The sequence below is a fragment of the Rhodococcus rhodochrous genome, assembly GCF_900187265.1.
GTDB classification, from domain to species: domain Bacteria; phylum Actinomycetota; class Actinomycetes; order Mycobacteriales; family Mycobacteriaceae; genus Rhodococcus; species Rhodococcus rhodochrous.
Genome location: NZ_LT906450.1, coordinates 3739877 through 3765741, shown reverse-complemented (window position 1 = coordinate 3765741; position 25865 = coordinate 3739877). Strand labels below are relative to the sequence as shown.

Sequence of the window (25865 nt, the reverse complement as noted above, 5' to 3'; positions counted from 1 at the left end):
GTTACTAGGAGAAAATCATGCCCAAGCCCAAGAAGGGCGCCCGCTTCGGCGGATCGGCCTCGCATCAGAAGGCGCTCATGGCCAACCTGGCCACCGCGCTCTTCGAGCACGGCCGCATCACCACCACCGAGGCCAAGGCCAAGGCCCTGCGCCCGTACGCCGAGAAGCTCGTCACGCACGCCAAGGCCGGCACGCTGGCCTCGCGTCGTGAGGTGCTGAAGGTCATCCGCAACAAGGACGTCGTCCACTCGCTGTTCGCGGAGATCGGTCCCTCCTTCGAGGACCGCAACGGCGGCTACACCCGCATCATCAAGACGATGCCGCGCAAGGGCGACAACGCCCCCATGGCCATCATCGAGCTGGTGCGCGAGAAGACCGTCACCTCCGAGGCCGACCGCGCTCGTCGCGTCGCCGCCTCGCAGGCACCCGCCGAGGACAACGCGGTCCAGGCCGTCGAGGCCGAGGCCACCGACGCCGAGGTCGCGAACGCCGACGCCGTCGTCGAGGGTGTCGAGGACACCAACGCCACGGCTGCCGACGCACCCGAGGCGGACGAGGCCAAGAAGGACTAGTCCACTTGGTTTCGGCATCTGCTGAAGCTCACGAGCCCGCCGTCCCTTCCGAGGGCGGCGGGCTCGTGGCTTCTCACGAGACAACCCGTCTGCGACTCGACATCTCGTACGACGGCACCGACTTCTCCGGCTGGGCACGACAACCCGGACGTCGCACCGTGTGCGGGGAGATCGAGGAGAAGCTCTCCGCAATCGTCCGTACCCCCGTGCTGCTCACCGTCGCCGGTCGCACCGACGCCGGCGTGCACGCGTCCGGGCAGGTCGCCCACGTCGACATCCCCACCGCGGCGCTGCCCGACGATCCGTCGCGCTGGGTCCGCCGTCTCGCACGGTTCCTGCCCCGCGACGTGCGGGTCACCGGGATCTCCGTCGCCCCCGAACATTTCGACGCCCGGTTCTCGGCGATCCGGCGTCACTACGAATACCGCCTCACCACAGCGGTGTACGGCGCCGAGCCGCTGCGTGCCCGCGACACCGTCGCGTGGCCCAAGGCCGTGGATCTCGCTGCGATGCAACGCGCGTCGCAGTCGCTGCTCGGCCTGCACGACTTCGCTGCCTTCTGCAAGCGACGCGAGGGTGCGACGACCGTACGCGAACTGCAGCGATACGACTGGACTCGCGAGGGTGACATCCTCACCGCCTACGTCAGCGCCGACGCCTTCTGCTGGTCGATGGTGCGCAGTCTCGTCGGGGCGGCGCTGGCCGTGGGGGAGGGGCGCCGCAGCGTCGAGTGGATGACGGCTCTGCTGGAGGAACGCGAACGTGCGGCCTCCGTCGCGGTGGCACCGGCCCACGGCCTGTCACTGGTCCGCGTCGACTACCCTGCTGACGAGGAACTGGCCGCGCGCAACGCTGCGACGCGGGAGATGCGCGGGCCCATCACGCCCGGCTGTTGCGGATGAAGGGAACGAATGTGCGCGCACGACGGTTTGCGTTGATGGGGACGATCGGGGCGCTCGCCGTCTCGTCGCTGGTCCTGCCCGGTGCCGCGGTCGCCCACGCCGAGGACCTCCCGGCCGCCGCGACCGGCGAGACCCGGTCGCAGAGCGCGACTGTCGAACGCATCGAGAAGCACACCGACCGCGACTGGTCGCTGTTCGTGTACTCGCCGTCGATGGAACGCACCATCGAGCTGCAGGTGTTGCGCCCGGCCGACACGAGCGCGCCGCGACCGGTCTTCTACCTGCTCAACGGTGCCGGTGGGGGATTGGACCGAGCGACCTGGCGCGACCAGACCGACGTCGTGGAGTTCTTCGGCGACAAGAACGTCAACGTCGTCACCCCGGTCGGTGGCGCGTTCAGCTACTACACCGACTGGCTCGAGGACGATCCTGTTCTCGGACGCAACAAGTGGACGACCTTCCTCACCGAGGAGGTCCCGTCGGTGGTCGACGAGACGCTCGGCGCGAGCGGCCGCAACGCGATCGCCGGTGTGTCGATGTCGGCGACGTCGGCGCTCGCGCTCGCCCAGCAGGCGCCCGATCTCTACCAGGCGGTGGGTTCGTACAGCGGATGCGCCGAGACGGCGTCGGACATCGGTTCGCGCTACGCCGAGATCGTCGTCGCGTTCGGCGGAGGCGAGGTCGAGAACATGTGGGGGCCGGTCGCCGGTGAGCACTGGACCGAACAGGACGTCGTGCTCAATGCCGAGAAGCTGCGCGGCAAGGCCGTGTACGTCTCCACGAGCAGCGGTGTCCCGGGCCCGTACGAATTGAAGGCATGGGAGCAGGACGGTGTCGCCGTCCTTCCCGATGTGGCTCTGCTCGGGCTCATCGAGGCGGGCGTGAACGACTGCACGACGCGATTGCGCGGTGCGCTGGACGCAGCCGGGGTCGAGGCGACCTACGCGGTCCGACCCGACGGAACCCACACCTGGGGCTATTGGCAGGAGGCCCTGCACGACTCGTGGCCCGTGCTCGGCGAGGCCATCGGCGCCTGAGCCGGACACGCCGAGAAAGCACCGAGGGGGTGAGGTCTGCGACCTCACCCCCTCGGGCGTTCTCACATGCTCGTCAGATCAGCCAGTCCAGGAAGTGGAGGACGTTGCTGATGAGCGCGTCGAGCGAACCGAGAAGCATGTGGTGACCTCCATGTCGGAAAAGAATCGGACGTATGTCCAGATCTGATTCAAGCGAAAACCGCCGGTAACAGGCAACCTTCTCGAGTGTGACAAATATCCGATGAAAAGGTGTTAACGCGCGGCGGCCGACGTCCGAGCGAGCGCCTCGGCGATCATGCGATGACCCTCCGCCTCGTAACAGTCGTCGCCCACATGGAAGGACCACACCGCGACCGCGACCGCCGCACGGACACGTTGGCGGAACCAGGCGTCCTCCTCACGTGGATCCTCGCCGTAGCCGCGCAGGAAGGCCTGCTCGGCCCCGGGGACCCGGAGGAACTCGCGCACCGCGAGCCGCTCGAAGTCCTCACCTGCCGGGCGCATCGCGGCCCGCCCGAAGTCGATCACCTTCACCACGCCGGTGTCGTCGGCGAGCCAGTTCCGGCTCTGCCAGTCGCCGTGGGTGGGCACCAGGGTGACCGTCGGTGTCGGCCACCCCTCGACCATCGAGCGTAGCCGGCCTGCGACGTCGGGGCCGATCCGGTGCGGCGCCGCGAGCCACCGCAGCGTCTTCGTGTTCGCCGATCGCTCGTAACCCTCGTCCACCACGCGCTCCTGGCGGTGGAACTGGGCGAGCAGCGCGCCGGCCTGTTCGTAGACGTCGAGACGGGACGACGCGGCGGTGCCCTGGATCAGCCGGCCCGGAAGGTATTCCGTCACGACGAGTTTCGACGCGCGGTCGGCGAACACCATGCGGGCGGCCCGACCGTGCCGTACCCACGGAGCGGTCCACCGCTCGTGGGCGCTGATCTCGCGGCCGATGTGCCGATCCGGAGATCCGCCCGCCTTCACGACCAACCGGCCGTCGTCGGTGTCGACCGCGAGGACGGTGGTCGACACCAGCCCCCAACTCATGTCGGAGACCACGACGATGCGGCCGAACCGCTGCGTCAGCAGGTGGCGTTGCTGTGGAGTGAGCCGCTCCAGGGCATCCGGCATGGAGGCACTCTAGCGATGTTTCGCCGCGAGGACCCCTGCCGCTTCCGGCTCACGATCGATCACCCCGCGAGGGATCGTGCGATCACGAGTCGCTGAATCTGATTGGTGCCCTCGAAGATCTGCGTGATCTTCGCGTCGCGCATGAAACGCTCGACCGGGAAGTCGCGGGTGTAGCCGTATCCGCCGAGCACCTGGACCGCGTCGGTCGTGACCTTCATGGCGGCATCCGTCGCGACGAGCTTGGCCACCGATGCCTGCCGCGAGTAGGGCAGCCCGGCGTCCTTGCGTCGGGCGGCGTCGAGATAGGTGGCGCGGGCCGAGTCGACGGCGGCAGCCATGTCGGCGAGGACGAAGCCGAGGCCCTGATGGTCGATGATGCGCTTGCCGAAGGCCTGTCGTTCCTTGGCGTAGGCCGTCGCTTCGTCGAGGGCGGCCTGGGCGAGACCCGTCGCGACGGCGGCGATTCCCAGACGTCCGGAATCCAGTGCGCTGAACGCGATCGGCAGTCCCTGTCCCTCGGCGCCGATCCGGCGCTCGGCCGGGACGAAGGCGTCGTCGTAGTGGGCGGAGGTGGTGGGGACGGCGTGCAGACCCATCTTCTCCTCGGGCTTGCCGAAGGACAGGCCCTCGGTGCCGGCGGGCACGAGGAAGCACGAGATGCCCTTGCTGCCGGTGTCGGCCGTGCGGGCGAACAGGGTGTAGAAGTCGGCCTTGCCGCCGTTGGTGATCCACGCCTTCGAACCGGTGATGCGGTAGCCGCCGTCGACGGGCTTCGCGCGGCATGCGAGGGCGGCGGCATCGGATCCGGCCTGCGGCTCGGACAGACTGTACGCGCCGATGGTGTTGCCGCCCAGCATCTCCGGGAGCCACTTGTTCTTCTGCTCGTCGGTGCCGTGGGTGGCGAGCGCGAAGCACGACAGTCCGTGAACGCTCACCGCGACCGCCACGGCCGCCCAGCGGGCGCCGAGTTCCTCGAGGACCTGCAGGTACACCTCGTAGGGCTGGTCGCCGCCGCCGAACTCCTCGGGGTACGGCAGGCTCAGCAGTCCCGCGGCGCCGAGTGCGGGGAAGACGCCCTCGGGGAAGGTCTCGTTGCGCTCGTGCTCGTCGACGCGCGGGGCGAGTACCTTGTCGGCGACGTCGCGGGTGAGATCGATCAGGTCGTAGGCCTCGCGGGTGGGAAGCAGACGCTCGACGGGCACGGTGGTTCCTCCTGGAAGGCTGGGGACCGAAAATAGTACTGGGGACGATACTGCAGTACTGTTTTCGGTATGGCAAGAGTCGGTAGCCGGCGACCCACCGCCCGGCAGGCGCAACTGTTCGACGATCTGGTCGCATTGTTCCTGGCAGAAGGCTTCGCGCACCTGACCCTCGACGACATCGCCGCGCGCCTGCGCTGCTCGAAATCGACGCTCTACGCACTCGCGGAGAACAAGGACCGGCTCGTCTACGCAGCGACCGTCCACTTCTTCAAGGGCGCTGCCGACCGGGTGGAGGCCGACGTCGCGCGGGCCGCCGACGCGCAGGCACGCATCGGCGCCTACCTCGAGGCCGTGGGGCGCGAACTCGAACCCGCCTCCACGCGGTTCATGGAGGACATCGCCCACACGCCGGTCGCGCGCGAGGTCTACGAACGCAACACCCGGTTCGCCGCCGACCGCGTCCGCCAGCTCATCTCCGACGGCGTCGAGGCCGGTGAACTGCGCGACGTCCATGCCGCCTTCGTCGCCGACGTCGTCGCCTCGGTCATGGTGCGCATCCAGCAACGACAGGTGGCCGAGGCGACCGGTGTCGAGGACGCACGTGCCTATCGGGAACTCGCCGCGTTGCTCGCGCACGGGCTCTCGGCCGCACCGCACCTACGATCGACTCCATGACCACGGCAGCACCGAACGATCCGATCCGCCTCGAGGTCGTCGTAGCCAGTGTCCGCGCCGGGCGCATCGCCCCGGTCGTCGCCGACTGGTTCGCGGCCACCGCGCGGCAGCGCACCGAGTTCGACGTCGGCGTTCTCGATCTCGCCGAGACCCCGCTCCCACAGGACCTCTCGGGCGGGCCCGCCGCCGACGCCTTCACCCGTCGTATCGGTGCCGCGGACGCCTTCGTGGTGGTGACCTCCGAGTACAACCACGGCTATCCCGCCGCGCTGAAGACGGCCATCGACACCGTCAAACACGAATGGCGCACCAAACCGGTCGGATTCGTCTCCTACGGTGGCCTGTCCGGCGGCCTGCGCGCGGTCGAACAGTTACGGCAGGTCGTCGTCGAGGTCCACATGGTGCCGGTGCGGCAGTCGGTGAGCTTCCCCCGCGTCAAGCACGCCTTCGCTGCCGACGGCACCACCACGGACGAGGCCGCGATCGACGGCGCGGAACGCATGCTCGACCAGATCGCGTGGTGGGCACGCACCGTCCGCGCCGGAACCGCTCTCGACCGCTATCCCGGCTGAGGCGCCGGATCCGGCATGCGCGACCGGCCGAGATGGGTGCTCTCCGCCGCGATCGTCACGAGAGTGAGGAGTGTGCGCTCGTCGCCCGCCGTGAGCACGACACGGTCCCCGGCCGCCCCGGGTTGGAGCAGCGACACCGTGGGACGCTCGCGCGGCCATCCGTCCGGGTGGACGTGCACGTGGATCGCGGTCGCGTGCGGCATGGACGAGGTGGGCGGGACGCCGTCGTAGACGACCGTGTCGAAATCGCGGTCGCCCGCGTACTCGCCCGCCAGACGCAGCCGGTCGGGTCCGGCCGCGGATTCGACCAGGCCACGCCACGCGCCGGGACGATCGGTGTGGACGACGACCCGCGCCCCCACCGCGACGGCACGGAAGACCACCTGCTGGGCGAGATACCGCTCGCCCGCGATGTGGACCGAGCGGACTCCGGGACCGGTGAGACGGACGGTGACGGCGCGACCGGCGTCGTCCGATCCGACGAGCTGCCCGCACCCACCGGCCGGAAGTGCGAGGGCGTCGAGTTCCCCGGTGCGTGATTCGCGCAACGGAACCCGGTCCTCCAGCTGCGGAACCCCGACGGGCAGTGCAGCGGTGAGGAGTTCGGCGTGGCGTCCATATGCCGGGAGCAGTCCGGCCACCGAGGGGAGGTCCGCCTCCCGCGTGGTGAACCGTGCCAGCGCCCCGACCCGGATCGAACCGTGATCACCCGGTCGCAACCGGAGGACCAGCGTCGACGCCAGGGTCGGATGCGACCAGATCGCGGCCGTGTGGTGGCGATCGATCCGTCGGGGGTCGAAGGCGCCGCCCGAGTCGAAGGCGGAGGACAGGGCGACGTGCCGGTGCGCCGGGACCCACTCCGTCGCCGGCACCCCATGGGAGATGCGCAGTGCGGCCTGTTCGATCTCGTTCGCGGTGAGCAGTCGCGCGCCGTACCCGGCGTCGCCGAGCGCCCGGATCACGCGCCGCGCCGCCGCGACGACGGTCCGGGCCGCACCCTCGGAGCCGCCGCCCCGACGAGCGGCAGCGGCCGCGCAGGACGTGACATCGAGACGGAGCACCACTCGCACTGTGCGTTCGGCCGCGGCGGGAAGCGGACCCAGCAACTGCGCGTATGCCTGCCCCGCCGGGGTCGAGTCGCGAACCCGACGCCCCTGCACCACGACATCGATCCCGTCGAGGACGACATCGTGCCGGTACAGGCAGGTGGCGATGGCGTCGAGGGGAAGGATTCGCCCCGTCTCCTCACTGTCGCGCCCGAGGCGGGTGATCGCGCCGGCCGGTGAGGCGAGTTCGAGCACCACGGTCGCGTACGGGCCGTCCCATCGCACCCCCACCGGGACCGCCGACCCGATGTGGAAGTCGCGGAGGACACCCGAAACCGGGACATCGTCCGGGCGCCGGCGCAGAACGGTCGCGATCCATTCGGCCGTGCCGCGCCCACCGATCCGCACGAGGCACAGCGTGGCCGGCGGCACGGCGATCACGCAGGCCACCCACACGGACGCCCCCGACGCCACAGCCAACGCCCACACCAGGACGGCCACGCACTGCGCGCCCACCAGTCGTACCGCGACACGACTTCTCGCATCACCTGCTGCTGTGCGGGCCCGTGCACCGTCGGGCGCTGTATCGACCCGTGCATCCTCCGACTCGGACGCAGTCCGTTGCATCGATCCCCCCGACGACGGCAATGGTTCCGGCGCGGTGCCGACCTACCCCCTGACCGCGCGGAGCGCGTGTGGTGAGCGCCCGACAGGACTGTACTGTGTTGCGCCAGAGAGCGTGCCGTACGGGGGGAGATCGATGGCAGCGCAACCGACCACGCGATGGCAGGTCAGTGGATACCGTTTCCTGGCACGGCGCATGGATCATGCGCTGGTGCGGGGCGACGTACGAATGATCCACGATCCCATGCGTTCCCAGTTCCGGGCACTCGTCGTCGGAGTGGTCGTCGCCTGTGTCGTCCTGGGAGGCTGTGCCGCCCTTGCACTGTTCCGGCCCCAGGACCGGATCGGTGATGCTTCCGTCGTCGTCGGGCGCGACTCCGGTGCGCTCTACGTCGCGATCGACAGGACCTTCCATCCCGTCCTGAACCTCGCGTCGGCGCGGCTGATCCTCGGATCTCCCGCCGAACCGGCGGTCGTCGCCGACGAGGAACTGACGACACGCCCGCGCGGACCGCTGGTGGGGATCCCGGGCGCACCGTCCTCCCTGGCCCACGACGCGGAGGAAGTGCCGTGGACGGTGTGCGACGTCGCCGATCCGAACGGCCTGCAGTCCTCGACCACCGCCGTGCTCGCCGGCACCCCCGAGCACCGGGCAGGCTCGGTGCTCGCCGCCGACGAAGCGCTCCTCGTGACCGCGGACGGCAGATATTACCTGCTCTACGAGGGCAGACGCGCCGAGATCGACCCGGACGACCGGTCGCTCGTGCGCCTGCTGGGTATCGACGTCTCCCGTGCGCGCCCCGCGAGCCCCGGATTGCTCGCTGCGGTCCCGGAGGTGCCGAAACTGACGGCACCCCTCATCGCCGGTGCCGGAGGTACCCCGAGCATGTCGATCCCGGGTGCGCGCGTCGGCTCGGTCGTCGCGGTGTCCGAACCGGACGGTCAGAGTTTCCACGTGGTGCTCGAGGACGGTGTGCAGGAGGTCTCGCGGGCCACCGCACATCTCATCCACTTCTCCGATTCGCAAGGAACACCGGAGATTCCGGTGGTTCCGCCCGATGCCCTCGCGGCCGCGCCGGTCGTGCACGAACTGCCGGTCGACACCTTTCCCGAGGTCGTTCCGCGCGTCGTCGATCCGGGGGAGAGGCCCGTGGCGTGCTCGACCTGGCAGCCGGGCGCGGCCGAGGACGACCGGCACCGTTCGGCTCTGCGGTTGTCCGCGGGGACGGCCCTGCCCACCGACAAGGACGCCGTGCCCGTGGTCCCGGCCCAGGCCGACGGCGCCGGACCGCAGGTCGACGCGATCCACATCCCGCCGGGTCACGGCAGATACGTGCAGACCACCTCGCTGACCTCGGAGACCGACCGTCTCGGCTCGTTGTTCTACGTCGCCGACACCGGTGTGCGATACGGCATCACCGATGCGGACGCCGCAGCGGCGCTCGGCTTCACGGCTCCACCCGCCCGGGTCCCGTGGCCGATCCTGCAGTTGCTCGCTCCGGGACCTGCGCTCGGCCGGGAGCAGGCGCTGCTCGCACACGACGGTGTCGCCGCCGACCCGGGGGCGGTTCCCGTCCGGGCGGGCAACTGACTCAGGTCCGCGATCGGGCGAGTCGTCGTGCCGGGGCGGTGAGAACGAGAACGAGGACGGTCGCGGCGAGCACCGCCGCAGCCGAGATCAGCGCGATAGTGCGCGGCCGGTGATCCGGTACCGGCGGAGGACTCGGCGCGGCGACGGCAACCGGTACCGGCTGCACGCGCTCGACCGGTAGCGGCGCGGTGACCGCGGCGAGCGGATCGACGACCCCGTGCCCCACCCGCGGATTCCATCCCTCCGCGGGGGAGTGGGCGGTGCGCTCGATGCGAGCCATCACCTCCCGGGCGGACAATTGCGGATGCCGCGAGCGCACCAGCGCGACCGTCGCCGCGACGAGCGGTGCCGCGAAACTCGTCCCGGACACCGGCCTGCCGCCCTGGGGGCCGGGGATCAGGTCGGCCAGACCGTCGGTGCCGGGATTGAGCGAGACGAGCCCGCTCCCGGGGGCGGCGACGTCGACCCACGGCCCGGGCAGGCTGTACTCGGCCGGTGTGCCGTCGTCCTCGACCGCACCCACGGTGAGGACGTACTCGTCGTACCAGGCCGGTGACGCCATGGTGACGATCGAATCCCAGGGATCCGCACCGGGATCGGCCGGATCCACCGAGCGTGGATTGCCCTCGCGGCACGTGTCGGTGTTGCCGGCCGCCGCGACGACGACCGCGTCGTGCACATCCGTCGCGTACTGCACCGCCGCTCCCAGCGGACCGTCGACGAGGCCCTCGGCTACCGTCCGGCAGGCGACCTCGGAGATATTGACGACGGTGGCGCCGAGGTCCACTGCCCGTCGGACGGCCGCAGCGAGGGTCCGTACGTCGCCGTATCCGGAGGCGTTGCGTGCGGCCTCGTCGTCCGATCGGGAGCGGTCGGAGAAATGGCCACTGGATTGGCGGATGGTGATGATCTCGACATCGGGTGCGCCGCCGGCGAAACCCGATCCGGGTGTCGGCCGCGCCGCGATCAGTCCGGCGACGAGGGTGCCGTGCGCGTCGCAGTCCTCGGTGCCGTCACCCGTGGACACGTAGTCGCCCCCGGGTATCGGGGCCGGCAGCCGCGGATGCGGACGGACCCCGGTGTCGATGACGGCGACCACCTGCCCGGCTCCCCGGGTGATGGGCCAGACGGACGTGAAGTCGAGGATGCGTTGTGCCCGAGGGATCTGTGGTCCGTCGGGAGCATCCGGCAGTTCCGCGCACAGCACGCGCATCTCGGTGGCCTCGGGAGGCGCAGGTGTCGCGCCGGCAGGCAGTTGCGCCGGATCGGGTACCGGCGGCGCGGCGATCGCGAGACCCGGCGTGGTCGTCGCCACCAGGGCGGTGAGGGCCAGGACCGCGAACCGGTGTGCCAGCCGCACCGTCACAGTCCGCGGATCGCCGCGTACACACCGGCGACCCAGCAGGCCGACGGCACGACGGTCGCGATCGTTGCGTACTCGGCGAGCTCGGCGATCCGGCGCTGCACCGGGGTGAACGTCCGTCGCGGCGCGACCACACCGAAGAGGAAACCGGCACACGCGAGAGCCGTAGCGGACGCGAACACCGCCCACGGCGGCAACGCCCCGCTCGCTGCCGCGCCGATGAGCAGCCCGACCAGCAGTACCGCGCCACCCGCCACGAGGGGAGCCGCCTGCGCGGTCGCGGTGTAGGTGCGACCACGGAAGACCAGGACCACGGCCGCAGCGACGGCCAGTGCCACCGCGGGGACGAACACCTCTCCGTCCCGAGGGAATGCGGCACACCACGCCCCGCCCGCCGTGAGTACGACGACGGCATGGACGATGCCGGTCAGCGCGCTGCGTGCCCGGTCGGCCCGGTCTTCGAGCTCCGCCGGTGACGGCAACCCGGACACGCTGCTGCTCTCGGTGCTCTCCGGTTCGAGCGGAGCGCCCGGAGCGGGGACCGGGGGGATGGGGAGCTTCGCGAGCATCGCCGCGAGGCGGGGTGCCGTGCCTGCGAGCAGCAGCGCCGCCACGACCGTTCCGGCCCCGAGGGCACGCGCATCGAGATCGGTGGTGGACGCGAGGGAGGCCGTCACGACGACACCCGCGGCGATCGCGGCGACCGCCGTGCACGGTGCGAGGCCGATGCGGGTGACACGCACGGCGAGCACTGCGACCGCACCGGTCAGTGCCGCCGCGAGGACGAGACGCGGCGCCGGCGAATCGCCGGGAACGAGCAACGCACCGGCGGTCGACGCGAGGGGGAAGGTGCACCACAGCAGTGCGGTGGCGGTCCGTCGATCGCCGTGGAGCCGGGCGAGGATGCCTGCGGCGAGCAGCACCAGGAGCGGCAGCGCGGCGCACACGCCCCCGAGGGCGAGACGACTCGCACCGTCGGGCAGGAACAGCAACGGCACGCAGCCCGCCGCGAGCGCGACCGGACCCAGGACGGCCGCGACGAGACCCGACGGACCCGCACCCCACGGCGTCGTGGTCCGGTCCGAGGCCGCGACGCTGTACATGACGTCGTCGAACAACGGTGGAGGAGCAGGGGATCCGGCATCCTCCAGGACGAGGATCTCGCCGTCGCGGACACCGTGCTCGTCGAGGCTCAGCGCACCGGAGAGCGGGGCCCGGCCGATCCGGGCGAGCGCCCAGCCGTCGGGTTCCGTGCGTTCGGGTGTCGCGTCGAAGTCGTTGTCGGGCCGGTGACCGGCGACGAGATCCACGATCCCCGGGAGCAGCAGTGCCACCGGAACATCGAGGGGCAGCGCGAGATCGACCTCGGTGTGGCGGGCGAGCACGGTGATCCGGCACAGATCCGGGGCTCCCACCTGCCCCGGGGTCTCGGATCGCGCACGCACAGATGTCATCGGCCTCGGTTCCCCCCGTCACTGCAGTCCGAACGACGCAGACCATACGACATCGTCCCGACCGGTGTCCTGCCCGAGTTGCCCGTCGAGGGACCGACGAGCGAGCAGGAACACGGAAGGTCACGCCATGGGTTAGTCTTCCACGACCGTGGGGCCGTAGGGGGCGGCCGACGGCGTCCCGGGGGTGACGAACGTGAGTACCGTGCGTTTCGTGCGCAGAGCACGGCGGGAGGCGCCGCGCGCTCCCAGCGGCGAGGTGAGTGTCCAACCGCCACCGGACATCCCCCGGGCCACGCCCGGGAACTTGGTGACCAGGCTGCTCCCTCTCGTGATGGTCGCCGCGATGATCGGGATGGTCGCGCTGATGTTCACCACCGGCGCCGCACGCAGCCCCATGGCGATGATCTTCCCGCTCATGATGGTCGTGTCCCTGGTGGGCATGCTCGCCAACGGTGGTCGCAGCGGCGGAACGAGAACCGCCGAGGCGAACGAGGATCGCAAGGACTATCTGCGTTATCTCGACCAACTCCGGCGCGAGGTCACCGACACGGCGCACGAGCAGCGTCGGGCGCTCGAATGGTCGCATCCCGACCCGGCCCTGCTGTGGACCCTGGCCGGCACTGTCCGGATGTGGGAGCGGCGCAGCGCCGATCTCGATTTCGGCCATCTCCGGGTGGGGCGCGGTGGGCAACGACTTGCGACCCGGCTCGTGCCTCCCGACACCGGACCGGTCGAGGATCTCGAACCCGTCGCCGCCCTGTCGCTGCGCAGGTTCGTGCGCGCGCACTCGGTGGTGCAGGCGCTGCCCACGGCCGTGTCGCTGCGGGGTTTCGCCGCGATCGGCATCGAGGGCGATCGCGGTGCGGCGCGCTCGCTCGCGCGGGCGATGCTCGCGCAGGCGTGTACCTTCCACGGTCCCGACACGCTGCAGGTCGCCGTCGTGTGCGGTCCCGACACCGCCGTGGAATGGGAATGGATCAAGTGGCTGCCGCACGCGCAGAACCCGGTCCTGCGCGACGGTGCGGGCAGCGCACGCACGGTGTTCGGTTCGCTGTTCGAACTCGAGACCGATCTCGCGGCGGTCCTCGCCGGTCGCAGCAGATTCGTCCGGAACACCCCGGCCGGCGAAGGTGTCGTGCACCTCGTCGTGGTCGTCGACGGCGGGGTCACGGGATCGGGTTCGGGTGTGCTCGACGACGGTCTCGACGCGGTGACCGTGCTCGATCTCTCGGGTTACGCCACACGACTCAGCGCGACGCGTGGCCTGCGCCTGGTGGTCGAGGACGGACGGGTCGGGGTCGCCACGGGCACCGACGTCGACATCTTCGCCGATGCCGACGGTATCGGGACTCCGCAGGCACAGACGCTGGCCAGGCGGCTCGCGCCGTACCGGGTGGTGAGCGGGGCGGTGGACGAGAGCGCCGGCGACGACCGGCCGTCGAGTTGGCAGGAGCTGCTGGGACTCGGGGACGTGGCCCGTTTCGACCCTGCCCAGGCGTGGGTGCCGCGCCGCGGACGCGACCGCCTGCGGGTACCGATCGGTGTCGGCATCGACGGTGCGCCCGTCGAACTCGACCTCAAGGAGGCTGCCGAGAACGGGATGGGACCGCACGGATTGTGCATCGGCGCAACCGGTTCGGGGAAGAGTGAATTCCTGCGGACGCTGGTCCTCGGTCTCGTGGCGACGCACCCACCGGAGGCGCTCAACCTGGTCCTCGTGGACTTCAAGGGTGGCGCGACCTTCCTCGGTCTCGAGCGGCTCGCGCACGTCGCGGCGGTGATCACCAACCTCGCCGACGAGATCGCGATGGTCGACCGCATGAAGGACGCCCTCGAAGGCGAGATGAACCGCCGGCAGGAACTCCTCCGGACCGCCGGCAACTTCGCCAACGTCGGCGACTACGAGAAGGCCAGGGCGGCAGGTGCACCACTCGGTCCGTTGCCCGCGCTGTTCATCGTGGTCGACGAGTTCTCCGAACTGCTCTCGCAACAGCCCGAATTCGCCGACCTCTTCGCGGCGATCGGACGTCTGGGCCGGTCGCTGCACATGCACCTGCTGCTCGCCAGTCAACGTCTCGACGAGGGTCGCCTCCGCGGCCTCGACAGCCACCTGTCGTACCGCATCGGTCTGAAGACCTTCTCCGCCAACGAATCGCGGAGCGTCCTCGGCGTTCCCGACGCCTACCACCTGCCGTCGACACCCGGCGCCGGATATCTGCGGACCGATTCCGCCGACATCCAGCGGTTCTCCGCGGCGTACGTCTCGGGACCGTACGAGCCCGGCCGACCCACCCGGCGCACCCGATCGGCGGTGCCGGCCGGCACGTCCGGGCCCCGGCTCTTCACCGCCCGGGCGGTGCCGGTCGGCGCCGGTCCTCCCGCCTCGGTCATGGAGCCGCTCCCGGTTCTTCCCGTCGGCGACGGACGGAGCGTGCTCGACGTGGTCGTCGACCGGATCCGGGGGCACGGAACACCGGCGCACGAGGTGTGGCTTCCTCCGCTCGACGAATCCCCGTCGCTCGATATGCTGCTGCCCAGGTCGGTGCTCACCGGCGACGTGCCGCGTCACGCGACCCTGCGCTGCGTCGTCGGTGTCGTCGACCGGCCCTTCGAGCAACGCCGCGATCCGCTGGTGGTCGATCTGTCGGGATCCGCCGGCAACGTCGTGGTGGTGGGCGGCCCGCAGTCCGGAAAGTCCACACTGCTGCGCAGCCTCGTCCTGTCGATGGCCCTCACGCACACCGCCGAACAGGTGCAGTTCTACGGTCTCGATTTCGGCGGTGGCACCTTGTCCGGTCTGGCAGGCCTGCCGCACGTCGGTTCCGTCGCGGGACGACACGACACCGACCGGGTGCGCCGCACGGTCGCGGAGATGATGTCGCTGCTGCGTCGTCGCGAACGGTCCTTCGCCGACAACGGCATCGAGTCCATGGCCCAGCTGCGGCGGATGCGCGCCGACGCGATCGCACCGGCCGCCGACGATCCGTTCGGCGACGTCTTCCTCGTCGTCGACGGCTGGCCCAGCATCCGGCAGGACTTCGAGGCGCTGGAACAGACGATCGGGATCCTGGCCGCCCAGGGCCTGTCCTACGGCATCCACGTGGTGCTCAGCGCCCCGCGCTGGGGTGACGTCAGGCCCGCCATGCGCGACCTGTTGGGTACACGGCTCGAACTCCGTCTCGGCGACCCGTCCGACTCCGAGTACGGCCGCAAGAGAGCGGCGACGGTGCCGGAAGGGCGACCGGGACGCGGTATCGACCGCGACGGCCTGCACATCCTGGGGGCGCTGCCCCGGGTGGACGGAAGCTCCGATCCGGCCGATCTCGCGGTCGGTGTCGCGGCGGCGGTCGAAGCGGTCCGTGCGGCCACGCCGGGACGTTCGGCGCCGCCGGTGCGCATGCTGCCCGAACGCATCGACCGGTCCGACCTCCTCGCAACTCTGCGGACCGGGTGGCCGCCGCCTTCCGACGCGTCCCCGGCGGTCCGGCTCTCCGTCCCGATCGGCATCGACGAGTCCGAACTCGCACCCGTATCGGTGGATTTCGCCGACAACCCGCACCTGCTGATCTTCGGTGACTCGGAATGCGGCAAGACGAACCTGTTGCGAGGGCTGTGTCGCGGACTGGTCGAAGCCGGTAGCGGCTCGCAGACCAGGATCATCATCGGTGATTACCGCCGCACGATGCTCGGAGTCGTCGGCGGTGACCATCTCGGGGGATACGCCCCGTCGGCGACGGTCCTCGCCGCCATGGTCCGGGAACTCACCGGCATCTTCGAGGGTCGGTTGCCGGGCCCGGACACGACGCAACAACAACTGCGCGATCGATCGTGGTGGACCGGACCCGAGGTGTTCGTGGTGATCGACGACTACGACATGGTCGCCACCTCGGGCCAGAACCCGCTGTTGCCGTTGCTCGACTACCTTCCGCAGGGACGCGACATCGGCCTGCACCTGGTGGTCGCGCGTCGCTCGGGTGGTGCAGGTCGCGCGATGTACGAACCGATCCTCGGGCGTCTGCGGGAGTTGTCGACTCCGGGTCTGATCATGAGCGGTAGCCGCGACGAGGGAGCGCTCGTCGGCGCGGTCCGTCCGTCGCCCATGCCGCCGGGCCGCGGCACGTTCGTACGACGCGACGGCACCGCGCTCGTCCAGACCGCCTGGACGCCGGAGGCGTGATGGCGATCCGGGACGAGCCGGTCGCCGCGGTCGCGTTCACGCTGACACCCGGGTCCCTCCACATCGGGTGGCCCGGAACGACGCGCAGTGTGCCCGCTCTCGCAGCCGATCTCGGTGACCGGCGCGTGTACGGAGCGGCAGCGGGGGAGGAGTCGGAGCCGGTAGGCCTCGCAGAGCTGGTGGATACGGCCGCGGTCGGAACGGAGGCCGAACTCGGAGAACTGCTGAGCGGGCTCGTCTCCTACGCCGCAGCGACCGTGGGTGCACCGGACATCGGTGGGGTGGCGTGCGCGATACACCCCACCTGGTGGAACGAGCGGCGACGCGATCTCTTCCGCACCGCCGTACGGCAGGTCGCGGGCGACACGATCCTGCTCCCGGTCGCGGTGGCCGCCGTGCGCGCCGCCGACCCTGCGCCGCACGAGCGGTGCGTGGTGCTCGAATTCGCCGCCGGGGGAGTCACCGCCGTGAGCATGGCTCCGCCCGGGCCCGACGGGCCGACCGTCGAACGACTCGCGCGCGATCCGGGTCTGTCGGTGCACTCCTCCGACGCCGCGTCGCGACTCGAGAATCTGCTGACCTCGGTGTGCGGTGGGGCCGGACCGGAGGTCGTGGTGGTGACCGGCGGGCCGGGCGAACCGTCCGGTGTCGAATCGTTCGCTCTCGCCGACGATCTCGTGGGCGCGGGTCGCCGGGTGGTGCCCGTCGCGGCCTCGGAGATGCTGGTCGCGGTGACCGGCCCTCCTGCGCCGCCGGCCGGAAACGGATCGACCGCGAGGACCCCGGCCGTCGCGTCGACGACCGACGGACCCGACAGGACACTGCCGTGGCTGAGCGAGGTGCGCGCACGCCCGGATCCCCCTCGTGCCGGACGGGCCGGCGCGGTGCGCACGCTGGTCGTCGCCGGTGCGGTGATTCCGTCCCTGCTCGCCGCAGCGATCTTCCTGTGGCCGCGTCTCGCCGGAGAAGGCGGAGATGCGGAGGCCCCGGATCCACCGGAAGTCGTTGCTGCAGCGGAGGTGCCGGCCGACGCGCGTGAGCACGAATCGGCCGCCGACGCCGGTCCGTCCCCGTCGACGCGGATCGACGCCGGCCCACTGCACCTCGACCTGCCGGAGGACTGGCGTGTCCGCGACGCCGCGACCGTGCCCGAGGGTCGCGCGGAACTCGTACCGGTCGGCGGAACCGATCGTCGGATCCTGGTGGTGTACCGCGATCTCCCCGGCGGGACCGACGAGCACTCGGTCGCCGCCGCGTTGGCGGAACGGGCCGCCGAACGTGCACCGGTCATCCGCGACCTCGACACCGACACGACCTTCGCCGACCGCAAGGTCGTGGCGTACACCGAGGTTCCCGACGACTACTCGGTGGTGCGGTGGTCGGTCCTGGTCTTCCCCTCATCGGCGACGCCGACCGGGCGCGGGCTTCAGGTCTCCGTGGGGTGCCAGTACCTCGAGGAGGAATGGACTCGTATCCGCAGCGAATGCGAGCAGGCCGTCCACACCCTCCGGGTCGGGTGAGGAAAGAAGGTCCACGAATTTCGGAAGGGGTGGAACCGATACCGGATCGGGTGCGTCCAACCACATGTAGGAGCCAGGACCGGCTCGACGCCGAGCCGGACGACCCACGCACGAGCGAAGGAGTACGCCGTTGACCCAACCGACCGGCAATTCGAATCACCTCACCACCGATGTGGCGACCATGGAGGTCGTCGCGGGACAACTCCAGGACTCCCGCGCCGAACTCGACGCGATCCTCGGTCGACTGACGGGCGTGGTGCAGTCCGCGCCGTCGGTCTGGCGGAGCCGCTCGGCGGAACAGTTCGCCGGAATCATGGAGCGCTGGAACGTCAACCACACCAAGCTGTCGAACGCCCTGGACGAACTGGCCGAGGCCGTGCGCACCAGCGGACGGTCGTACGCCGCGGCCGAGGACCAGCAGGCACAGTCCCTGTCGGCGATCGACCCCGACGGCGGTTCGGTTCTCAACGGCTCGTTCACCTGATCGCCGGTCCCTCCGGCGCACAGGCCCTCCGGCACACATACGAGAGAACAAGGAGAAACGATCCGTGTCCGAGATCTATCAGAACTTCGGCGGCGTCGCCGACCTGCACGCCCAGCTCGTATCCGGTCAGAAGGCGATCGAGGCGACGCTCGACCGAATCGAGGGGCAGGTCGCGCCCCTCATCGCCACCTGGGACAGCGGGGCGCAGGAACGGTACGCCGCCACGCAGGCCCGCTGGAACGAGGCCGAGGCCGGCCTCATCCAGGTGCTGCACGACATCGGTCGAGTGGTCTCGACCGGTAACGACAACATGCAGGAGGTCGAGCGACTGAACCAGCAGCGTTTCCCGGGCTGATCCGGGTCCGCCGGATCCGGACCGATCCGGCGCTGTCACGTCCCGGTGGTGGAGAGGCCGCCGGGACGTGCTGCTGTGTCCGGGTGCTCCGTCCGGGGGCGCTGGGTCAGGGAGGTGCTGGGTCAGGGAGGCACTGCGGCGCTTTGACCGGCCCCGCGTCCGCCCGGTAGAGTGTCCCCTCGGCGTGTCGCACGTCGTCGTGCCCTGTGGCGCGACGAACACCTCTCCCGGGTCCCAACTGGCCGCCGGGCGTGGCAACCGTCGGCATGCAGGCCAGCAGCGAAACGATAGACGAGGAAGATCTGTGTCTACGTACACACCGAAGGCCGGCGACGTGACCCATCAGTGGCACGTCATCGACGCCACCGACGTGGTGCTCGGCCGCCTCGCGGTGCAGGCGGCAAACCTGCTCCGCGGCAAGCACAAGCCCACATTCGCGCCGCACGTCGACGGTGGTGACTTCGTCGTCATCATCAACGCCGACAAGGTTGCCGTCTCCGGCAACAAGCGGACCGACAAGTTCCTCTACAGCCACTCCGGTCACCCGGGCGGTCTGCGGGCTCGTTCCGTCGGCGAGGTTCTCGAGAAGAACCCCGACCGCCTCGTGGAGAAGGCCGTCACCGGCATGCTCCCGAAGAACAAGCTCGGTCGCGCCATCGCGAAGAAGCTGAAGGTCTACGCGGGCCCGAACCACCCCCACGCCGCGCAGCAGCCGGTGCCGTTCGAGATCAAGCAGGTGGCACAGTGACGACGCCCGAGGAACAGAACGTGAACCCCGAAGAGTACGTCGAGAACGTCGAGGTCGCTGCAGACGAGTACGTCGAGGACGTCGTCGAGGCACCTGCTGCCCCGATCGTGTTCGACCGTCCGGTCCAGACCGTCGGTCGCCGTAAGGAGGCCGTCGTCCGCGTCCGCCTCGTGCCCGGCACCGGCAACTTCACCCTCAACGGCCGCACCATCGAGGACTACTTCCCGAACAAGGTGCACCAGCAGCTCGTGAAGTCGCCCCTGGTGACGGTCGAGCGCACCGAGTCGTTCGACATCCACGCACGCCTGCACGGCGGCGGCCCGTCCGGCCAGGCCGGCGCGCTGCGTCTCGCCATCGCGCGTGCACTCACCGAGGTCACCCCCGAGGATCGCCCCGCGCTCAAGCGTGCCGGCTTCCTCACGCGTGACCCGCGTGCCGTCGAGCGCAAGAAGTACGGCCTGAAGAAGGCCCGTAAGGCATCGCAGTACTCCAAGCGCTGATGTGCCGCCGACGCTGATTTCGTCAGAGTCGGCACCTGTTCCACCACGAGAGCAGGCGTCGGTAGACATCTCCTACCGGCGCCTGCTTTCGTGCATTCTGACCTCTATCGACATCCGCGGCGGGGGCCGCACACGACTGGGAGGCTGTGTACATGGGTCGGTTGTTCGGCACCGACGGAGTCCGGGGCTTGGCCAACGCCGAGCTCACATTGGAGCTGGCAGTACGTCTGGCAGGCGCTGCAGCAGCGGTCCTGGCCCCTCAGGGTGCCGAGCGGCGACCGGTCGCAGTCGTGGGTCGAGATCCGCGCGCGAGCGGGGAGATGCTCGAGGCGGCCGTCACGGCCGGACTCACCGCAGCCGGAGTCGACGTGGTCTCGGTGGGCGTGCTGCCCACGCCCGCGGTCGCGTACCTCACGGGTGACTACGGCGCCGACCTCGGCGTGATGATCTCCGCGTCGCACAATCCCATGCCCGACAACGGCATCAAGATCTTCGCGGCCGGCGGGCACAAACTCGACGACGAGGTCGAGGACCGGATCGAAGCGGTGCTGCACGGCGACGCCGAGAGCGCCGCACGCCCCACCGGCGCGGACATCGGCCGGGTACGCGTCGTGTCCGACGCCCTCGACCGTTACCTCGCGCATCTCGCGACGGCCGTGCACAAGCCGCTCACCGGTACGACCGTGGTGGTCGACTGCGCGCACGGCGCCGCCTCACAGGCCGGCCCGGCCGCCTACGCGGCCGCAGGTGCGACGGTCATCGCGATCAACGCCGAACCCGACGGACTGAACATCAACGACGGCTGCGGATCCACGCACCTGTCCGTGCTGCAGCAGGCCGTGCTCGCGCACGGCGCCGACCTCGGTCTCGCGCACGACGGCGACGCCGACCGCTGCCTCGCCGTCGACGCGACCGGCACGGTGGTCGACGGCGACGCGATCATGGCGATCCTCGCCCTCGGCATGCACGAAGCCGGCGAACTTCCCGACGACACCCTCGTCGCCACGGTGATGAGCAATCTCGGTCTGCATCTCGCGATGCGCGCGGCGGGAATCCAGGTGCGCACCGTCGGTGTGGGCGACCGCTACGTGCTCGAGGAGCTCCGCCGCGGTGGCTACGGCCTCGGCGGTGAGCAGTCCGGTCACATCGTCCTGCCCGCGCACGGCACGACCGGCGACGGCGTGCTCACGGGTCTGCGCCTGATGGAGCGGATCGCCACGACGGGCCTGCCGCTCGCGAAGCTCGCCTCGGTGATGACGTCGCTCCCGCAGGTTCTCGTGAACGTGCGGGTCCACGACAAGGTCGCCGTCGCGAACGATCCTGCGGTGGCAGCTGCGGTCGCGGAGGCCGAGCGCGAACTCGGTGAGACCGGCCGGGTGCTGCTGCGTCCGTCGGGTACCGAGCAGCTCGTGCGCGTCATGGTCGAAGCCGCCGACGACGATCACGCCCGGACGGTCGCCGACCGTCTCGCGGGAGTCGTCGCCGCCGTCTGATCTGCGCGGTCACCGGCTCCTCGTAGCCGCATTCCACGGGTAGTCCCGCTGCGGTGGAACCGGATCGCCCTTTGCTGCGTCCTAACTCTTCGAGAGGGTTCGGTGGGCGAAGGGCAGACATGGACACACAGCAGCAGAGCGCGGCGACACAGCACGGCACGATCAGGTTCGACGGCGAGGCGGTGCGCGCCGTCGCGGCACGACTCGCGGAGGTCGCCGAGGACGCCGACGACGAGATCCGTCGCGGCTTCGGCGGTCTCGTCTTCGACGGTGCCGGTGCCGGATCGACGCACCGGCCGGCCGGCGTCCGCGTCGAGACCGGATATCGCAGGATGCGTGCTGCCTGCGAGAGCTGGGCGGCGACCGTGCAGGCGCATGCCGACGCGCTGCGCGTGGCGGCAGACACCTACCGGCACCAGGACGACGCGACCGGCATCGCTCTCACCGCTGTGACCGGTGCCGAACTCGATAGCGCCGGGTTCGGCGACGCAGGGACCCGGCAGCCGTGAGGACCTCTCCCGAGAGCGCAGGCGAGATCCTCGACGCAGGAGCGCCCGGCCTGGCCCGTCTGACCGAACTCGTGCAGTCCCTGCATGCTCTCGGACTCGAGTCCGGCTGTTGTGTCGCGGACGTCCGGGCACGCTACGACGAGGAACGAACCCTCGCGTTGCCCGCCCTCGCCGACGACGCCGCAACGACGCGCTCGCTCGCGACCTCCCTCGGTCGTCGGACCGACGAACAGCGTCGTCTCCTGCTGCAACTCGACGACTCGTGGGACGGATCCGCCGCCGACCGGGCTCGCGCGGAGCTGACGGCCACCGTCCGTGCCGGAGTGGCGCTGTGTGCGTCGCTGACCGATCTCGCGGTCGCCCTGGAGTCGGCCGCCACCGCGATCGCCGCGGCGTTGCGTGAGAAGGCCCGCGTCGTCGGGGATCTCGCGGAAGGCACCGTCGACGGTCGCACGAGGGACGAGATCGACACGATCGTCGCCGGAGCGAGCGGGATCCCGCACGGACCGACCCCGGAGCAGCACACACGCTGGTTCGGCGACCCGCCCGGTTGCGACGGGGGCGACCCGCCCGGTGGCGACGTGGGCGACCCGCCCGGTGGCGACGTGGGCGACCCGCCCGGTTGCGACGTGGCCGACCCTGCCGCCGAGTGCCGGAAATGGGTCGAGGAACATCTGGCCCCGGCGGTCCGGTACGCCGTCGACGTGGTGCTCGGGGCGTGTGAGGAGGCCGGCCGCCGGATCGCCGGCAGTGTCACCGACCTGGCGACGACCACCGAACGCGTCGCCGAGGGTGCCGGGGTGGCCGTGGGCGCGTCCGGTGCCGGGACGGTGGCTCCCGTCGTCGACAACGGGTCGATGCAGCACGGACCGAGCGACCCGCCGAATCAAGGTGCACTGCCACCGGTTCCCGGGATCCGCCCGGGCGAACGCAGACGCGAACATGCCTCCGGACCGCTCGAGGGCGACCGCCGGCAGGACGAGAACGATGAGGGCGATACGGGAGTCGTGCTCGCGGAAGCCGGGCCGCTGTGACGCGAACGACGGAACGGAGGTCCGTCAGCGCCCGAGGAGCAGGTTGACCTGCGTGCCGAGATCACGATCGACGACGTCGGGGTCGGAGATCACCGTGGAGCCGGGCAGTTCCGTGGTGAGGTCGGAGAAGATCGCGTACGTCTTGTCGCCCGTGAGACGGTGCAGAAGGAAGCCGGTGAGCAGCGCACGAGTGCGTTCCTGGGTGCGACGCTCCGCACCACCGACGCCGAGAGCTCCGAGCAGGCGGCGCCCCTCGACGAGTCCTTCGTCGTTCGCCTTGTCCACGACCCGCAGCTGCACGTCGTCGCTGCCCCAGCCCCGGGCGACCGCGACGGCATCGCTGGTCATCGACCCGATGCTCTTCTCACCGACGAGGACGAGGCCCGGTGCCCGCACGCGGCCCGCGGCGTCGGAGGCGGCGGGGGAGACGGGCGAGGGGTAGAGCGCGGCGACGGCCGCCACCTCACGCCTCGCTGCGGCGAGCACTGCCGCTCCGGCGCCCGAGCCGTGGCCCACCAGCGCGAGCTTCGACGGGTGGACACTGATCCGCCCGGTGCCGAGACGCACGCCGGTGCAGATGTCGAGGGTGGTGAGCAGGTCGGTCGACAAGCCGATCGCCGACGGCACCGGTCCGCGCTCGGTGTTGGGGGCGCCCACCACGATTCCCCAGGACGCGAGATGCTCGAAGAGCTTCGTGTACTTCGTGACCCCGGTGAGCCAGCCGTGCCCGAACGCGATCGCGGGCAGATCGAAGCCTTCCGCGGGGGTGTACACGACACCCGGCTGACCGGCGAGCGCCAGGTCGCCACGCAGCACCGAGTGCGGGCCGCGCCGGGAGAGTTCCTGAGCCAGTTTCTTGGGGTTCGCCGCCACGGCCTGAACGTTAGCGGATGGCGCTGCGCGGCGGGGTCGGTGCGTACCGGACGGCGTGCCCCGATGCAGGTGTACGGGCTCACCGGTGTGTTGTTCCCGGACGGGGGTCGACCAGTACCCTGCTAGGCATGTGCGGAATCGTGGGCTATGTCGGGCACCGTCGTGCTCTCGACGTCGTGGTGGAAGCGCTGCGGCGGATGGAGTACCGGGGTTACGACTCGGCGGGAATCGCCATCCTCGACGGCAAGGGTGGTCTGGCCGTCGAGCGGAAGGCGGGGCGGCTGGTCAATCTGGAGGCCGAGCTCGCCGAGATCGGCGAGGAGCACTTCGCCGGTACCGCGGGGATGGGGCATACCCGGTGGGCCACCCACGGTCGTCCCACCGACCGCAATGCGCACCCGCATCGCGACGCGACCGGCAAGGTCGCAGTGGTGCACAACGGCATCATCGAGAACTTCGCGCCGCTGCGTGAGGAGCTCGAGAAGTCGGGCGTGGAGCTGGCCAGCGACACCGACACCGAGGTCGCGGTGCACCTGGTGGCCCGCGCCTACGCCGAGGGCCCGACGGCGGGCAACTTCGTCGACAGTGCCCGCAGTGTGCTGCGCCGGCTGCAGGGTGCGTTCACGCTGGTCTTCGCGCACGCCGATCATCCGGGCACGATCGTCGCCGCGCGCCGGTCGACGCCGCTGGTCGTCGGGGTCGGCGACGGCGAGATGTTCATCGCCTCGGACGTCGCGGCGTTCATCGAGTTCACCCGGGAGGCGGTCGAGCTCGGTCAGGACCAGGTCGTGGTGATCACGAACAACTCCTACGAGGTCACCGACTTCGACGGCAACACCGACGTGGCGACGCGTCCGTTCACCATCGACTGGGATCTCGCCGCCGCCGAGAAGGGCGGCCACGACTACTTCATGCTCAAGGAGATCGAGGAGCAACCGGCCGCGGTCGCCGACACCCTGCGTGGTCACTTCGTCGACGGGTGCATCGTGCTCGACGAACAGCGCCTGTCCGATCAGGAACTGCGCGACATCGACAAGGTGTTCGTCGTCGCCTGCGGTAGTTCGTACCACTCGGGCCTGGTCGCCAAGTACGCGATCGAGCACTGGACCCGCCTGCCCGTCGAGGTCGAACTGGCCTCGGAGTTCCGCTACCGCGATCCGGTGCTCGACCGGTCCACGCTGGTCGTGGCGATCTCGCAGTCCGGTGAGACCGCCGACACCCTCGAAGCGGTCCGGCACGCCAAGGATCAGAAGGCGCGCGTGCTGGCGGTGTGCAACACCAACGGCGCGCAGATCCCGCGGGAGGCCGACGCGGTGCTCTACACCCGCACCGGCCCGGAGATCGGTGTGGCGTCGACGAAGGCGTTCCTGGCGCAGATGGCCGCGAACTACCTCGTGGGTCTGGCGCTGGCGCAGGCGCGCGGCACGAAGTATCCCGACGAGGTGGCCCGCGAGTACCAGGACCTGGCGGCGATGCCGGAGAAGATCGCCGAGTTGCTGACCGGGATGGAGCCGGTGCGGGCGCTGGCGCGTGAGCTGTCGGCCTCGCCGGCCGTGCTGTTCCTGGGCCGGCACGTGGGCTACCCGGTCGCGCTCGAAGGGGCGCTCAAGCTCAAGGAGCTGGCGTACATGCACGCCGAGGGCTTCGCCGCCGGTGAGCTCAAGCACGGCCCGATCGCGCTGATCGAGGACGGGCTGCCCGTCATCGTCGTGATGCCGTCGCCGAAGGGCCGCGCCGTGCTGCACAGCAAGCTGCTCAGCAACATCCGCGAGATCCAGGCCCGCGGAGCGGTCACCGTCGTCATCGCCGAGGAGGGCGACGAGACGGTCCGGCCGTTCGCCGACCACCTCGTCGAGATCCCGTCGTCGCCGTCGTTGCTGCAGCCGCTGCTGTCGACGGTGCCGCTGCAGGTCTTCGCTGCGGAGGTCGCGCAGGCTCGTGGTTACGACGTCGACAAGCCCCGCAACCTCGCGAAGTCGGTCACCGTCGAATAGCGGCCCGTCCGCCGGTGCAGG

22 protein-coding genes are annotated in these 25865 nt (G+C 70.4%); 16 read left to right on the top strand and 6 right to left on the bottom strand.

The features are described from left to right. Positions 1-17 precede the first annotated feature (17 nt). The 3 genes from rplQ (at position 18) to CKW34_RS17300 (ending at position 2511) form a co-directional block, all read left to right on the top strand. The gene (rplQ, locus tag CKW34_RS17310; protein ID WP_006554582.1) at positions 18-572 is read left to right on the top strand and encodes a 50S ribosomal protein L17; all 555 of its coding nucleotides are present in this window, start codon (positions 18-20) and stop codon (positions 570-572) included. A gap of 65 nt (positions 573-637) precedes the next feature. Continuing rightward, on the top strand, positions 638-1474 hold the full coding sequence (gene truA, locus CKW34_RS17305; RefSeq protein WP_231921738.1) for a tRNA pseudouridine(38-40) synthase TruA: 837 nt from the start codon (positions 638-640) through the stop codon (positions 1472-1474). 35 nt (positions 1475-1509) lie between these two features. Beyond that, positions 1510-2511, top strand: a complete 1002-nt coding sequence (locus CKW34_RS17300; RefSeq protein ID WP_059382382.1) for an alpha/beta hydrolase — start codon at positions 1510-1512, stop codon at positions 2509-2511. A gap of 252 nt (positions 2512-2763) precedes the next feature. Here the strand turns inward: CKW34_RS17300 and CKW34_RS17295 are convergent, their stop codons facing one another. Both CKW34_RS17295 and CKW34_RS17290 read right to left on the bottom strand, forming a co-directional pair. Then, a complete protein-coding gene (locus CKW34_RS17295; RefSeq protein ID WP_059382381.1) occupies positions 2764-3630 on the bottom strand; it encodes a phosphotransferase family protein in 867 nt (288 codons plus the stop codon). A 59-nt stretch (positions 3631-3689) separates the two neighbouring features. Next, complete coding sequence (locus CKW34_RS17290) at positions 3690-4832, bottom strand: acyl-CoA dehydrogenase family protein (RefSeq protein ID WP_059382380.1); 1143 nt, start codon at positions 4830-4832, stop codon at positions 3690-3692. Positions 4833-4901: 69 nt separating this feature from the next. On the opposite strand from CKW34_RS17290, the gene CKW34_RS17285 reads away from it, so the two are divergent. After that, positions 4902-5507 carry a TetR/AcrR family transcriptional regulator gene (locus CKW34_RS17285; RefSeq protein ID WP_059382379.1) on the top strand — a complete coding sequence of 202 codons (606 nt, stop codon included), beginning with the start codon at positions 4902-4904 and terminating at the stop codon, positions 5505-5507. Further along, positions 5504-6079: an NADPH-dependent FMN reductase gene (locus CKW34_RS17280; protein ID WP_059382378.1), complete on the top strand. Its 576-nt coding sequence runs from the start codon at positions 5504-5506 to the stop codon at positions 6077-6079. The genes CKW34_RS17285 and CKW34_RS17280 overlap by 4 nt, the downstream gene beginning before the upstream one ends. On the opposite strand, the gene eccE is transcribed toward CKW34_RS17280, so the two are convergent. Next, the gene (eccE, locus tag CKW34_RS17275; RefSeq protein WP_226949862.1) at positions 6067-7641 is read right to left on the bottom strand and encodes a type VII secretion protein EccE; all 1575 of its coding nucleotides are present in this window, start codon (positions 7639-7641) and stop codon (positions 6067-6069) included. The two genes, CKW34_RS17280 and eccE, sit on opposite strands and share 13 nt — an antisense overlap. Before the next feature lie 244 nt (positions 7642-7885). On the opposite strand from eccE, the gene eccB reads away from it, so the two are divergent. After that, complete coding sequence (gene eccB, locus CKW34_RS17270) at positions 7886-9340, top strand: type VII secretion protein EccB (RefSeq protein WP_059382377.1); 1455 nt, start codon at positions 7886-7888, stop codon at positions 9338-9340. Between the two features lies 1 nt (position 9341). On the opposite strand, the gene mycP is transcribed toward eccB, so the two are convergent. Together mycP and eccD are read right to left on the bottom strand one after the other, a co-directional pair. Next, a complete protein-coding gene (mycP, locus tag CKW34_RS17265; RefSeq protein WP_059382376.1) occupies positions 9342-10706 on the bottom strand; it encodes a type VII secretion-associated serine protease mycosin in 1365 nt (454 codons plus the stop codon). Beyond that, positions 10703-12157 (bottom strand): type VII secretion integral membrane protein EccD, encoded by a 1455-nt coding sequence (gene eccD, locus CKW34_RS17260; RefSeq protein WP_064059800.1) that lies wholly within the window; start codon positions 12155-12157, stop codon positions 10703-10705. The genes mycP and eccD overlap by 4 nt, the downstream gene beginning before the upstream one ends. Positions 12158-12350: 193 nt before the next feature. Between eccD and eccCa the strand changes: the two genes are divergently transcribed. The 9 genes from eccCa (at position 12351) to CKW34_RS17215 (ending at position 22977) form a co-directional block, all read left to right on the top strand. After that, complete coding sequence (eccCa, locus tag CKW34_RS17255) at positions 12351-16334, top strand: type VII secretion protein EccCa (protein WP_059382406.1); 3984 nt, start codon at positions 12351-12353, stop codon at positions 16332-16334. After that, on the top strand, positions 16334-17854 hold the full coding sequence (locus tag CKW34_RS17250; RefSeq protein ID WP_229579409.1) for a type VII secretion-associated protein: 1521 nt from the start codon (positions 16334-16336) through the stop codon (positions 17852-17854). The genes eccCa and CKW34_RS17250 overlap by 1 nt, the downstream gene beginning before the upstream one ends. Positions 17855-17984: 130 nt before the next feature. Then, a complete protein-coding gene (locus tag CKW34_RS17245; RefSeq protein ID WP_229565273.1) occupies positions 17985-18338 on the top strand; it encodes a WXG100 family type VII secretion target in 354 nt (117 codons plus the stop codon). A gap of 64 nt (positions 18339-18402) precedes the next feature. Next, a complete protein-coding gene (locus CKW34_RS17240; protein WP_059382373.1) occupies positions 18403-18693 on the top strand; it encodes a WXG100 family type VII secretion target in 291 nt (96 codons plus the stop codon). Between the two features lie 304 nt (positions 18694-18997). Beyond that, positions 18998-19441 carry a 50S ribosomal protein L13 gene (gene rplM, locus CKW34_RS17235; protein WP_006550055.1) on the top strand — a complete coding sequence of 148 codons (444 nt, stop codon included), beginning with the start codon at positions 18998-19000 and terminating at the stop codon, positions 19439-19441. Beyond that, positions 19438-19941, top strand: a complete 504-nt coding sequence (gene rpsI / locus CKW34_RS17230; protein ID WP_006550056.1) for a 30S ribosomal protein S9 — start codon at positions 19438-19440, stop codon at positions 19939-19941. Before rplM ends, rpsI begins: the two co-directional genes overlap by 4 nt. A 152-nt stretch (positions 19942-20093) precedes the next feature. Next, positions 20094-21434, top strand: coding sequence for a phosphoglucosamine mutase (glmM, locus tag CKW34_RS17225; RefSeq protein ID WP_059382405.1), 1341 nt, complete (start codon positions 20094-20096; stop codon positions 21432-21434). 119 nt (positions 21435-21553) lie between these two features. Continuing rightward, a complete protein-coding gene (locus CKW34_RS17220; protein ID WP_059382372.1) occupies positions 21554-21943 on the top strand; it encodes a hypothetical protein in 390 nt (129 codons plus the stop codon). Then, positions 21940-22977, top strand: coding sequence for a hypothetical protein (locus CKW34_RS17215; RefSeq protein WP_059382371.1), 1038 nt, complete (start codon positions 21940-21942; stop codon positions 22975-22977). The genes CKW34_RS17220 and CKW34_RS17215 overlap by 4 nt, the downstream gene beginning before the upstream one ends. 24 nt (positions 22978-23001) lie before the next feature. Here the strand turns inward: CKW34_RS17215 and CKW34_RS17210 are convergent, their stop codons facing one another. Next, the gene (locus CKW34_RS17210) at positions 23002-23850 is read right to left on the bottom strand and encodes an alpha/beta hydrolase family protein (RefSeq protein WP_016690935.1); all 849 of its coding nucleotides are present in this window, start codon (positions 23848-23850) and stop codon (positions 23002-23004) included. Between the two features lie 128 nt (positions 23851-23978). On the opposite strand from CKW34_RS17210, the gene glmS reads away from it, so the two are divergent. Then, positions 23979-25844 (top strand): glutamine--fructose-6-phosphate transaminase (isomerizing), encoded by a 1866-nt coding sequence (glmS, locus tag CKW34_RS17205; RefSeq protein WP_059382370.1) that lies wholly within the window; start codon positions 23979-23981, stop codon positions 25842-25844. Positions 25845-25865: the final 21 nt, after the last annotated feature.

Bases quoted from the DNA above. Each gene is read 5' to 3' on its own strand.
- rplQ (WP_006554582.1), top strand. From the start codon at position 18: ATGCCCAAGCCCAAGAAGGGCGCCCGCTTCGGCGGATCGGCCTCGCAT.
- CKW34_RS17300 (WP_059382382.1), top strand. From the start codon at position 1,510: ATGGGGACGATCGGGGCGCTCGCCGTCTCGTCGCTGGTCCTGCCCGGT.
- glmM (WP_059382405.1), top strand. From the start codon at position 20,094: ATGGGTCGGTTGTTCGGCACCGACGGAGTCCGGGGCTTGGCCAACGCC.
- eccD (WP_064059800.1), bottom strand. From the start codon at position 12,157: ATGACATCTGTGCGTGCGCGATCCGAGACCCCGGGGCAGGTGGGAGCC.
- CKW34_RS17250 (WP_229579409.1), top strand. From the start codon at position 16,334: ATGGCGATCCGGGACGAGCCGGTCGCCGCGGTCGCGTTCACGCTGACA.
- CKW34_RS17220 (WP_059382372.1), top strand. From the start codon at position 21,554: ATGGACACACAGCAGCAGAGCGCGGCGACACAGCACGGCACGATCAGG.
- CKW34_RS17285 (WP_059382379.1), top strand. From the start codon at position 4,902: ATGGCAAGAGTCGGTAGCCGGCGACCCACCGCCCGGCAGGCGCAACTG.
- CKW34_RS17280 (WP_059382378.1), top strand. From the start codon at position 5,504: ATGACCACGGCAGCACCGAACGATCCGATCCGCCTCGAGGTCGTCGTA.
- CKW34_RS17295 (WP_059382381.1), bottom strand. From the start codon at position 3,630: ATGCCGGATGCCCTGGAGCGGCTCACTCCACAGCAACGCCACCTGCTG.
- glmS (WP_059382370.1), top strand. From the start codon at position 23,979: ATGTGCGGAATCGTGGGCTATGTCGGGCACCGTCGTGCTCTCGACGTC.
- eccB (WP_059382377.1), top strand. From the start codon at position 7,886: ATGGCAGCGCAACCGACCACGCGATGGCAGGTCAGTGGATACCGTTTC.